The organism is Bartonella massiliensis, assembly GCF_902150025.1.
Classification (GTDB): Bacteria; Pseudomonadota; Alphaproteobacteria; order Rhizobiales; family Rhizobiaceae; genus Bartonella; species Bartonella massiliensis.
In genome coordinates this window covers 187,341-199,198 of sequence record NZ_CABFVS010000002.1, presented here as the reverse complement: position 1 = coordinate 199,198, position 11,858 = coordinate 187,341, and the positions used below count along the sequence as shown (strand labels likewise).

The following is an 11,858-nucleotide window of genomic DNA, read 5'->3' as shown; positions in this document are numbered from 1 at the left end:
CTATTGATTATTGGATTCATCCAGTAACATTATTACGCGTAAGAGTTACTTTGGATATTCTTGCTCTTATCTCTGCTTTGGAGCATGAGGTTCGAGATATTCGACGACAGAAAGAGAATCATTTAAAATTTTCTGACCTTTGTATAAAAAGTAGAGCGATGCAGATTGTTTTAGAACAATCAAGAATAGCAGCAACGACTTCACAGAATCTTTTGATAGAAGGCGAAGTTGGAACAGGCCGTGAGACATTAGCTCGGATTATTCATCATGAGGGGTTATTTTCAAAGGGCACTTTCATTCGCTTTCAATGCTCAGCGATTGTTGATCAAGAAAAAGAAAATCAGCATTGGTTTCAAGAATTCCTTCCATTGGTTTCTTCGCTTGAAAAAGGGACACTTTGCCTTTGTGATATTGATCGACTTGAACCCATACAGCAAAAACGGTTTGCTCATTACCTTAAAGAAAGACAAAACAATACAAAAGAAGAGCTTTTTCCTTTCCAGATTATTGCTATTTCAACATCGCGTTTAAAGGACTTAGTTAAAGAGAACTGTTTTTCGCATAGTTTGTTTGAACAATTTTCCCATTCGTCTATTAGTGTTCCTGCTTTACGAGAGTTAAGGGATGATTTTCCAGAGATTACCCAGCGTTTGATTAATCGCATTATCACAGAAACAGGACGATCACATGTCCATGGTTTAGCAGGATCAGCTCTTTCTTTACTTATGCAATATGATTGGCCTGGCAATAGAAATGAACTTGAAAATTTTTTATTTCGTGCGATTTTGCTCAGTGAAGGACCGTTATTAACTGTTCGAGATTTTCCGCAATTAATGGGAAATTCATTAATGAGTGTTCCAAATATCATTGAGGGTAATATGCAAGAAGATGATGAACAAGCCTCGATACAGTTTTTGAATACTGATGGGCATGTGCGTACTTTTGCAGAGATGGAACATGATATTATCGAAAAAGCGGTTAAACATTATAAGGGACATATGAGTGAGATTGCGCGCCGGCTTCATATTGGTCGCTCGACACTTTATAGAAAAATGGAAGAATTAAGAGCTATAAGAAATCAAGAACGACAGTAAAATTCATAAAAACTCTCTATTTGATAACAAGCATGAATTTCAAAAAAGTAGCGGGTATAGACTTTATTTTAATTTACATCCGTTAAATAAAAGGCCAATGTTTGTTTAAGGCTTTTTAATCTTTCTGCTAATTTTTTTGCATTATCAATATTAAATTTATACTCTCTTAAGCAAGAAGTAGCATTTTATCTGCTACACGGTTAAGATAAAATGATTGAGTATTGTGGTTTGTATCACTGGTGATACGATAGCGTAAAAATAGAAAGTTTATCCTCTTTGACTCTTTTACAGTTTGTTATTGGCTTTATCCTCTTTTTTTTTATTGCATCTGTGTTGGCAATCTACACCTATGGGCGTTTTGTGAAAAATGCTAAAGGGCAATGTTCTTATGCATTGCCTATTAAGAAAGATGAAACGAGGTTTGATCGTATTGTCGGTCAATTAGCTGAAGAAGAAAATGGATTGGGGGTTGATAAAGATGCTCTTTCCCTTATCATCAGCAATTTAGATGCGTTTTGTGTTCGTGCAATAGGTGCGGCAGAGGCTGGGCGTAGCCTTGATCTGATGTATTATATTTGGGACGATGATTTAACGGGGCGTCTCTTATTAAGTGAAATCGTTGAGGCTGCTGATCGGGGCGTTCGGGTACGGCTTCTTTTGGATGATATTAACGCTCAGGCACGTGATCCAGCTTATATTGCGCTCGATAAACACCCTCATATTGAGGTGAGAATGTTTAATCCAGGGCGATCACGTAAAGGCGGTTTGCGCCGTGGTTTAGAAATTATATTACGGGCAATTACTGTAACACGTAGAATGCATAATAAAGCTTTTATTGTTGATGGTAGGATCGCTTTTGTAGGAGGACGTAATCTTGCAGATTCTTATTTTGATGCTGGTGAAGAATCTCATTTTAGAGATTTAGATTTGATGTTAATCGGTCCCTCTGTGAAAAAGGTGGAAAGTATTTTTGATGATTTTTGGAATAGTGCTGTTGTTTTACCCATTCATACTTTGGTTGTTCCTAAAAGCGCAAGCGATCTTAGCTATTGGAAAGATAAATTACGAAAATTTCGGGATTCTAAGGTTGCAAAAGTTTATTTGGATTATATCAAAGAGCACATTAACTTTGATTGTTTTATCCAAACAGGAAAGCGTTTATTCTTAGCTGATAACGTTGTTGTTCTTTCTGATCCTCCAGAAAAAGCATTGCGTAAAAAGGCGAGCAATTGGCTTATGAAGGTTCTCTCGAAGGTCATTGGCAATGCCCAAAAAACGGTTCAGATTACATCTCCTTATTTTGTTCCGGGTAAAGTTGGTACGCAGAATTTTAGCAATTTGGTTTCAAAAGGTGTTGATGTCAAAATTTTGACGAACTCTTTGGCCGCAACCGATGTAGCATTGGTGCATGGTGGGTATGTCCCGTATCGTAAGGCACTGTTGAAAAGTGGTGTTAAGCTTTATGAATTAAAAGCGGAAGGCAACACCCATGGGTTACGATTGTTTCGATCGAGTAAGGCAAGTTTACATGCTAAAGCTTTTTTAGTTGATCGTAAAACAGCTTTTATTGGATCTTTCAATTTTGATCCCAGATCAGCAGCGCTCAATACAGAGATGGGCATTCTTTTTGAATGTGCCCCCATTACAGCAAGACTAGATTTGTTATTTTCTGAAGAAACAACCAAAGAAATGAGTTATCATCTGCGTCTTGGTGATAATAATCGTATTTATTGGGATTTTATTGAAAATGAAAAAAAATATAGCATTGATTATGAGCCAGAAAGTAATTTTTGGCGTCGCGCATTTGCAAAAATAATAAGTTGGTTACCCATTGAATCACAATTATAAATTTTTATAAACCACATTTCATAAAAAATATTTATTTTTCTTTTCATTTTGTTTGTAGCATGGCATAATTTTTTGCCAATCTATCTTGTATGAGAACCGCAGTTGTATTTTAAAGCTCCTTGCGGTGTTTTATTATAATATTTTATTATAAAGGAATTTTGCTATGGCAAAGATTGTTGAAACGGCGACAGGTGCATTGGCGCTAACTTTTGATGACGTACTTTTACAGCCCGGTCATTCTCTTGTTATGCCTAGCCAAGTGGATCTTAGGACGCGCATTGCGGCTGATATTCAGCTCAATTTGCCATTACTTTCTGCTGCTATGGATACGGTAACAGAATCGCGTTTGGCAATTGCTATGGCTCAAGCGGGTGGTCTTGGGGTTATTCACCGTAATATGTCTCCTGCAGAGCAGGCAGAAGAAGTTCGGCAGGTAAAAAAGTTTGAATCTGGTATGGTTGTTAATCCAGTTACAATTGGACCAGATGCAACACTTGAAGAAGCAAAAGCTTTGATGCGCTCTCATGGTATTTCAGGTATTCCGGTTGTTGAAAATAGCGTTAAAGGTGAGTCTGCAGGACGACTTGTTGGAATTTTGACCAATAGAGATGTTCGTTTTGCATCGGATCCAAAACAAAAAATTTATGAATTAATGACGCATGAAAATTTGATCACGGTGCGTGAAAATGTCCAACTCAATGAAGCAAAATATCTTTTACATCATCATCGTATTGAAAAATTATTGGTTGTTGATGAACAAAATCGTTGTGTCGGCCTGATAACAGTTAAAGATATTGAAAAAGCAAAATTAAATCCAAATGCGGCTAAAGATTCTCAAGGGCGCTTGCGTGCCGCAGCGGCAAGTAGTGTTGGAAATGATGGAATTGAACGTGCTGAGCGCCTTATTGACGCAGGTGTTGATGTATTGGTCATTGATACAGCGCATGGACATTCTCAGCGTGTGCTAGAAACTGTTGAACGGATAAAAAAAATGGCTTCCTCTTCAGCTGTCATTGCTGGGAATGTCGCGACAGCTCAAGCAACACAAGCATTGATTGACAGTGGTGCAGATGCGGTAAAAGTTGGTATTGGTCCTGGCTCTATTTGTACAACGCGTATTGTTGCTGGTGTCGGTGTTCCTCAACTTGCAGCTATTATGAATGCGGCAGAAGTTGCTGAAAAAGCAGGTATTCCCATCATTGCAGATGGTGGGATAAAAGCATCGGGTGATTTTGCTAAAGCTTTAGCTGGTGGGGCTTGTGCAGCAATGATCGGTTCTCTTTTAGCGGGTACAGAAGAAAGCCCTGGTGAAGTTTATCTTTATCAAGGTCGGTCTTTTAAAGCTTATCGCGGTATGGGATCTGTTGGTGCTATGGCACGAGGGTCAGCAGATCGCTATTTTCAAGATGATGTTCGTGATGAATTGAAGTTGGTTCCGGAAGGTGTAGAGGGGCAGGTGGCTTATAAAGGTCCTATAGCATCAGTTCTCCATCAGCTTGCTGGTGGACTGCGTGCGTCTATGGGGTATGTTGGGGCAAAAGATCTCGTAGAGTTTCGTGAAAAAGCAACATTTGTGCGTATTACCAATGCGGGACTCCATGAAAGCCATACGCATGATGTTTCGATCACACGGGAGAGTCCAAACTATCGGGGACCCGTTTGAAGGAATAAGAGCCAAGCAACATATCGCATAGATGTAAAATCTTCCGACAACAAAGAAGGGAAACGGCGCTTTTTTCTGTTTGTGATTTGGTATAATAAGCCAGAAAAGAATTAGAGGCTAAAGCTCTAATTCTTTCGGTTAAGACTTATATGAAGTCAATTATATAAAATTAGAATTAACTTTTTGTTGTCTTGCGTTCCGTCTTTGACGTACGTTGGCGATTGTTTGTTTGATCACTTTGGATGGATTTCTTTCCATTGTTTGAGGGCATTGTATTATGACGGCTTTTAGATGAAGTTGTTTTTCCATTGTTATAAGTCATTATTTTCTCCTTTTAAATTGTCTGGCAGTTGCCAGTACCATAAAAACGGTCATGCCAAATAGTGGTTCCAAGCATTTTCTAAAAAGTTAATTTTTTATTGAAAGAACGATGAACCCCTTTCATCTTGTTAGAAGATTTTTTTATTTTCTTGAGAGAGATAACATTTAAAAGATGAAAGATATTTGACTTTTCTTGTTGTTTAGATAAGTCGAGAAAATTTCATTTTACGCAATGGTAATAAAGAGTTTTATTTTTTAAGGCATGGTGGAAAGAAGTTCTTTATGGATGGCTAAAATATCTTTTAGCGTAAAAGAATTCTAAGTCTTTTAGAAGAATAAAAAGTCAAAGAGTAGGAGATGAAAGAAAAAATCTGGATACACTCAATTGGATCTTATAAACTTATAAAAAAGTATGCTCAGATCATTTTAAAAGTGAATGTAAATTTTTGATGGCTTAGGTTTCATTGGCAAGAAGAAGATAATACTATTTTCTAAATAGTTTAGAATTTTATGATATTAATGGGAGAAATGAATGCGATTAGGTGGGCGTTTGCAAGCAGCAATAGATGTTCTCAAAGAGATAGAAATAAGGCATCGCCCTGTCGGAGAAGTTTTAAAGGATTGGGGGCTTTCTCATCGTTTTGCTGGAGCAGGTGATCGTGCAGCGATTGGTACAATCGTTTATGATGTTTTAAGACGACGATATTCTTTACAATGGCGTATGGAAAGTGATGATATTCGGGATATTGTTTTTGCTGCCTTATTAGATACTGGACAAATGACGCTAGAGCAAATTGACAGTGCGTTAGAAGGAGACCGGTTTGCTCCACAATTATTAGAGAATAAACAGCGCAAATCGTGGCAAAGGCGGCAATTAACGGATGCACCAGACTATATTCGTGGTGATATTCCTCAATGGTGTCAAGTGCATCTTTATCCTTTATTTGGTGATAATTGGGTTGTGGAAGCGGCTGCGTTAGCAACACGTCCTCCTTTAGACTTACGGGTAAATAGCCTAAAGGCAACACCAGAAAAGGTGCTAAAAGAGTTAGCAAAAACCAAACTTCAATCTTTTGCGTGGTTTCGGCAAGCTTTAAGAATTGCTCCGATTGAAAAATTTGATCGCCATCCCAATGTTCAAGTGGAACCAGCTTTTCAAAAAGGGCACTTTGAAATACAGGATTTAGGATCTCAAATTGTTGCTCATCTTGTGGATGCACAAGAAAGCATGCAAGTATTAGATTATTGCGCAGGTGCTGGTGGCAAAACATTAGCTTTAGCTTCCGATATGAACAATCGTGGGCAAATTTATGCTTATGATTTTGATAAAGCACGCCTAGCGCCTATTTTTGATCGTCTTCGACGCGCTGGTGTCCGTAATGTACAAACACGCGCACAAAAAGAAGAATTAAAGCCATTAACAGGTCAGATGGATAGAGTTTTATTAGATGCACCTTGTAGTGGGACAGGAACATGGCGTCGTCGTCCAGATGCGAAATGGCGTTTAACATTAGAGCAGGTAAAACAACGTCAAAGAGAACAGAGAGCTATTTTGAATGAGGCGATAGATTATCTTAAGCCAAATGGACGCTTAGTCTATATTACTTGTTCTCTTTTTGCAGATGAAAATGAGGAACAAATTTCCCATTTCCTTCAACAACATTCTCATTTTTATCCAATCGATATGCAGACACTTTGGCAGAAATATTTTAGTTCTTCGCCTGTGCAACCCGTTTTTTCTAATTATGGACTGACTTTATCGCCTGCAACAACACAAACAGATGGTTTCTTTTTATCTGTGTTGCAAAAAAAACATTGATCCATATTTTTGCATTTTTTATTATAAATTTTGCGAGAATAATCTTTTTCTTAAGAAAACAGGCTTGTGAAAAGAGAAAGATTGAATCATAACTTCTCATGAAGTTCTCTTTTTCAATTGTTGATTGGTTTTCTATGAGCATATCACATCCAGACACTGTTCTTATTATTGATTTTGGTTCACAAGTTACACAACTTATTGCACGACGGATCCGAGCAATGGAAGTATACTGTGAAATTATTCCTTTTCAGTTGGCTTTAGAAGCTTTGCACCGCATCAATCCTAAAGCTATTATTTTATCCGGGAGCCCTTATTCCGTTATTGATGAAGGTTCTCCGCGTGCTCCAATGGAAATTTTTGAGGCCGGTATTCCTATTTTGGGGATTTGTTATGGGGAGCAAGTCATGTGTGTTCAGCTTGGAGGAAAGGTTGAAGCTGGACATGAGCGTGAATTTGGACGTGCTTTTTTGGAAATCCAAGAAGAAAGTGTTCTTTTTGATGGAGTATGGGAAAAAGGTTCTCGTTATCAAATATGGATGAGTCACGGTGATCGTGTGGCAGCTTTACCGGAAGGTTTTCGTGTCATAGGAACTTCTAAAGGAGCTCCCTATGCGGCCATTGCTGATGAAAAAAGGCATTTTTATGCGGTACAGTTTCATCCTGAAGTGATCCATACACCGGATGGTACAAAACTTTTGCAAAATTTTATTCATAAGATCTCCGCGATTAAAGGCAATTGGTCAATGGCTTCTTATCGCGAGCAGGCCATTGCGACAATACGACAACAAGTTGGAAAAAGTCGTGCGATTTGTGGTCTTTCAGGGGGCGTGGATTCATCCGTTGTAGCGGTGCTTCTTCATGAAGCCATAGGAGACCAACTGACATGCATTTTGGTCGACCATGGATTAATGCGTAAGAATGAGGCGGAGGAAGTTCTTACATTATTCCGCGATCACTATAACATAGAACTTATTCACGTTGATGCCGCCGATATATTTCTTAATGCTCTAAAAGGTGAGACAGATCCAGAAAAAAAGCGCAAGACAATCGGTCGCCTTTTTATTGAAGTTTTTGAAGAAGAAACTAAGAAAATAGGCGGTGCAGAGTTTTTAGCACAAGGAACACTTTATCCAGATGTTATTGAGAGTGTCTCTGCCATTGGTCAATCGGTCACCATTAAAAGCCATCATAATGTAGGTGGGCTACCAGAACAGATGAAACTAAAACTTGTAGAACCATTACGTGAGCTCTTTAAGGATGAAGTTCGCATGCTGGGACGAGAGTTAGGATTACCTGAGCCATTTATTGGTCGCCATCCTTTTCCAGGTCCCGGTCTTGCAATTCGCTGTCCAGGGGCTGTGACCCGTGAAAAATTGGAAATTCTACGTGAGGCAGATGCTATCTATCTTGAAGAAATCCGTAAAGCTGGTCTTTATGATGAAATTTGGCAAGCTTTTGCTGTCCTTCTTCCAGTTCAGACTGTTGGTGTAATGGGGGATGGTCGCACGTATGAATTTGTTTGTGCGCTTCGCGCTGTTACATCTGTCGATGGAATGACCGCTGATTTTTATCCCTATGATATGGCATTTTTAAGCAAGACAGCATCACGTATTATTAATGAAGTTAGAGGCATTAACCGTGTTGTTTATGATGTAACTTCAAAACCTCCTGGTACTATTGAATGGGAATAATTGAGATGAAGGATAAGCTTTTTAAGCATAAAATATGATTGAGAGCTGGATATTTAGAAAAATGTAGAAAAGATCTTAAGAAAATGATTGTTCTCGTTTATGAGTGTATAAGCTTTTCTGAAAATCTTTACGCTCATATCATTGAGAGCCACAGTCTTTAAAATCATTGTCATTTAAAATTGAGAAGTGTGAAATTTTGCATGTCTGAGAAAAAAATTGTTGCACACCGTGGTGGAGCCTATCTCTATCCTGAAAATACCCTTTCAGCCTTTAATAGCGCTATAGCGTTAGGTGCTGATGAGATTGAATGCGACGTTCATTTGTTGAAAAGTGGTGAAGTGGTTGTCTTTCATGATTTCCGTTTAGAGCAATTGGTTGGCAAAAAGGGATATATTCACGACGTTGATAATGAAACACGCAAACAACTCTGCGTGAAGGGGAGCTGCGAGGCACCTCCTTTGTTAGAAGAGGTTCTTGATCTTTTAGCCCCAACAAATGTTGGGTTGCATCTTGAAATCAAAACATGTGGTGAAGTGGAGCGTGAAACAATCTTATCTCAAAAAGCGCTTGCACTCATAAAAAGCCGAAATTTAACAGAGCGGGTTTCTGCCATTAGTTTTGATCCTTTGATTCTTCGTCCTTTTATTGAAGCAGGAATATCATCTGGTCCATGTGTTGATAATTTTGAAGGTGATATGGATCGTCATTTTTCTGAATGGAAACAATTAGGTTATTCTGATCTCAGTTTAGATGGCTCTATTGTTTCACAGAGTTTTATTGAAGCAGCTCTTGAAGCTGGTTTTACTGTAGGGGTATGGACAATCAATGGGAAAGCTCGGTTATCCCATTGGCTGGATATGCCTGTACATTATATTACGACAGATCAACCTGATCTTGCATTACAATTGCGTGCACAAAGATAACAATATACATTTATAAAATCCCTGTACCTTTATAAAGCCAGCGTAATGGAAGATAGTAGGAAGTGCTTTCTTCTACAAAACGATAACGCATTGATTTCTAATGGTAATTAAAATCTCTTTATATTGAAGGAGAACTCTTAATATCAAGAGATTTTCTCACGTTCAAATTTTTTTTACAATGAATCAACAAAAATCGTTTGCTTGCCCATTAAAAATGGGGGTGGTGTGTGGACAAAAACTATTGAGAAAAGAATAAAAATATTCATTTAAACGTTTTCAAATGCAAAGCTTGTTCCATCATTAGGGGCTTATTGATGGTGCTATTTTGCACTTTTACGAAGTGTAAAATGATGGCATACAAAAAGTCTTATATACTGTAGCGGAGAGACTTTTATATCCTATTTTTAGGAACTCTTAATAGATTATCGAAAGGTTTCTTAATAGCATGAAAATGCGTAATATAATGTCATTTTGTTTTGCATACAGAACATCATTCCATTGAGGGCGGAGATTATTAAAGTACTTCACAATGGCTTTTTATTTTAAGACAAAAGTCTATGCCTCTTTGTTAAATGCAGTATTAATATCGTGATTTTGGTGAGAGTATCAGAAGCTTAAGATGTCAATAACCTCTTAATAAATTTAAAAACTCTGCTTTAACAATGATATCGTAAATATAAACAATTCATCTTAAAGATTGTAAATAGGGAATTAATAGAACACAAATAAAAGAATAAACCACTCTTTTTTGAGACAAGTAAATTTAGGTATTATAATAGCTCTAGATAATAACCCCAAATAATCGCTATTGAGTGACATTGATGTGTTATATCTTTTTACAGTTTACTTTTCTTATTGAAATCTTATGATTTTTTCAGATATTGATAAGCGCATGTTTCGTTAATACATTAAGAAAGACGCTATAAGGAAAACGAATAAACTGAAACAAATTCATTTGACCTTTTGGTGGTTCCTGTTTAAATGAGACGATATATTATTTTAAATACAACAGTCACAGTATATTCATGTTTAATACGATAAATTTAGGGGTAGTTTGTATTCCATCACTTCAGAAAGGGTGAACCATGAGTCGTTTTTATCTTTCCATAGCGGCCACGGTTGCTATCATAATGTCCATTGTTGGAATAACAGCGAGTTTTGCACAGACAAAAATTAGCTTTTGGCATTCTATGAGTGGTGAACTAGGAAAGCAAACTGAGAGTCTCATTAACGATTTCAATGCAAGTCAATCTGAATATAAAGTTGTGCCTTCATTTCGCGGTGAGTATGAAGAGGGATTGATTTCACTCATTGCAGCATTTCGTGGAAAGAAACAACCCGTGCTCGCCCAAATTTATGACGTTGGTACTGGAACGATGATGGCAGCAAAAGGCGCGATCTACCCATTTTATCAACTTATGGCTGACACAAAACAAGAATTCGATCCGACAGATTATTTTCCTGCTATTAGCGGTTATTACTCCGATGAACAGGGTCATATGGTCTCTATGCCATTCAATATTTCAACACCTGTTCTTTATTATAATAAAGATATTTTTAAAAAAGCAGGACTTGATCCAGAACAGCCCCCTAAAACGTGGCAAGATATAGAAGATTTTTCCAAAAAAATTCTTGAGACTAAAGCGGCAGCATGTGGTTTTACAATGGCTTATGCAGCGCAATGGATTGGTATAGAAAACTTTTCAGCGTTGCATAATGTTCCTTTTGGAACGAAGGAAAATGGCTTTAAAGGACTTGATTCAGAACTTACATTTAATGGGCCTTTACAAGTGCGTATGTGGACAGATCTGAAAAAGTGGTCTGATCAAGGTATTTTCCGCTATGGTGGTCCTGCAGGTGCACTCGATTCAGCGCCAATGTTTATGGCACAAAGCTGTGCAATTTTTATGCAATCTTCAGGATCATATGGTGGAATTGTTTCTGAAGCTCAATTTAAAGTAGGTGTTGGTATGCTACCCTATTATAAGGATGTAGAAGGAGCGCCGCAAAATTCAGTTATTGGGGGAGCTTCTATTTGGACATTTAAGGGTCATACTCCAAAGGAATATGCTGGAGCAGCGGCTTTTCTTAAATTTCTTTCAAAAACAGAGAATCAAGCCAAATGGCATCAAAAAACAGGTTACCTTCCAACCACAAAGGCAACCTATGAATTGAGCAAAAAACAACATTTTTATGAAAAAACACCAGGGGCTGATATTGCGATCAAACAGATCAATCTTAATCCGCCAACAGTTAACTCGAAAGGAATAAGATTTGGTAATTTACCACAAATTCGTACCATTCTTGATCAAGAATTAGAAGCTGTTCTTAGTGGTTCAAAAACACCGAAAGATGGTTTAGATGAGACCGTTAAACGTGGAAATAAACTCTTACGTGAATTTGAAAAATCCAATCATTAGTTTCGTTTTTTGTTAAACATTAAAGACTCAACAAAAATAGTTGAGTCCTTTTTGTTTATCTTTTTAAAGTCTCTACATT

Annotated in this window: 8 protein-coding genes; 7 read left to right on the top strand and 1 reads right to left on the bottom strand. The window is 37.6% G+C overall.

Features of this window, described 5'->3' with window-relative positions:
- The 3 genes from FNZ60_RS01225 to guaB form a co-directional block, all read left to right on the top strand.
- A partial coding sequence (locus FNZ60_RS01225; RefSeq protein WP_142415941.1) for a sigma-54-dependent transcriptional regulator occupies positions 1–1,094 on the top strand: 1,094 nt, incomplete at its 5' end.
- A gap of 276 nt (positions 1,095–1,370) precedes the next feature.
- Positions 1,371–2,942 carry a phospholipase D family protein gene (locus tag FNZ60_RS01220; protein WP_142415940.1) on the top strand — a complete coding sequence of 524 codons (1,572 nt, stop codon included), beginning with the start codon at positions 1,371–1,373 and terminating at the stop codon, positions 2,940–2,942.
- Positions 2,943–3,105: 163 nt separating this feature from the next.
- Positions 3,106–4,605, top strand: a complete 1,500-nt coding sequence (gene guaB / locus FNZ60_RS01215; RefSeq protein ID WP_142415939.1) for an IMP dehydrogenase — start codon at positions 3,106–3,108, stop codon at positions 4,603–4,605.
- Between the two features lie 175 nt (positions 4,606–4,780).
- Here guaB and FNZ60_RS09570 read toward each other — a convergent pair whose 3' ends face one another.
- The gene (locus FNZ60_RS09570; protein WP_185913392.1) at positions 4,781–4,927 is read right to left on the bottom strand and encodes a hypothetical protein; all 147 of its coding nucleotides are present in this window, start codon (positions 4,925–4,927) and stop codon (positions 4,781–4,783) included.
- 531 nt (positions 4,928–5,458) lie between these two features.
- Here FNZ60_RS09570 and FNZ60_RS01210 point away from each other — a divergent pair.
- From FNZ60_RS01210 to ugpB, 4 genes are all read left to right on the top strand, one after another.
- Positions 5,459–6,745, top strand: a complete 1,287-nt coding sequence (locus FNZ60_RS01210) for an RsmB/NOP family class I SAM-dependent RNA methyltransferase (protein WP_142415938.1) — start codon at positions 5,459–5,461, stop codon at positions 6,743–6,745.
- A gap of 134 nt (positions 6,746–6,879) precedes the next feature.
- Positions 6,880–8,436, top strand: a complete 1,557-nt coding sequence (gene guaA, locus FNZ60_RS01205; RefSeq protein ID WP_142415937.1) for a glutamine-hydrolyzing GMP synthase — start codon at positions 6,880–6,882, stop codon at positions 8,434–8,436.
- Positions 8,437–8,636: 200 nt separating this feature from the next.
- On the top strand, positions 8,637–9,359 hold the full coding sequence (locus tag FNZ60_RS01200) for a glycerophosphodiester phosphodiesterase (protein WP_142415936.1): 723 nt from the start codon (positions 8,637–8,639) through the stop codon (positions 9,357–9,359).
- A 1,085-nt stretch (positions 9,360–10,444) separates the two neighbouring features.
- Positions 10,445–11,779 carry a sn-glycerol-3-phosphate ABC transporter substrate-binding protein UgpB gene (ugpB, locus tag FNZ60_RS01195; protein ID WP_142415935.1) on the top strand — a complete coding sequence of 445 codons (1,335 nt, stop codon included), beginning with the start codon at positions 10,445–10,447 and terminating at the stop codon, positions 11,777–11,779.
- Positions 11,780–11,858 lie beyond the last annotated feature (79 nt).

Excerpts from the sequence above, each read along its gene's own strand:
- guaA (WP_142415937.1), top strand. The coding sequence starts at position 6,880 with ATGAGCATATCACATCCAGACACTGTTCTTATTATTGATTTTGGTTCA.
- guaB (WP_142415939.1), top strand. The coding sequence starts at position 3,106 with ATGGCAAAGATTGTTGAAACGGCGACAGGTGCATTGGCGCTAACTTTT.
- ugpB (WP_142415935.1), top strand. The coding sequence starts at position 10,445 with ATGAGTCGTTTTTATCTTTCCATAGCGGCCACGGTTGCTATCATAATG.
- FNZ60_RS01200 (WP_142415936.1), top strand. The coding sequence starts at position 8,637 with ATGTCTGAGAAAAAAATTGTTGCACACCGTGGTGGAGCCTATCTCTAT.
- FNZ60_RS09570 (WP_185913392.1), bottom strand. The coding sequence starts at position 4,927 with ATGACTTATAACAATGGAAAAACAACTTCATCTAAAAGCCGTCATAAT.
- FNZ60_RS01210 (WP_142415938.1), top strand. The coding sequence starts at position 5,459 with ATGCGATTAGGTGGGCGTTTGCAAGCAGCAATAGATGTTCTCAAAGAG.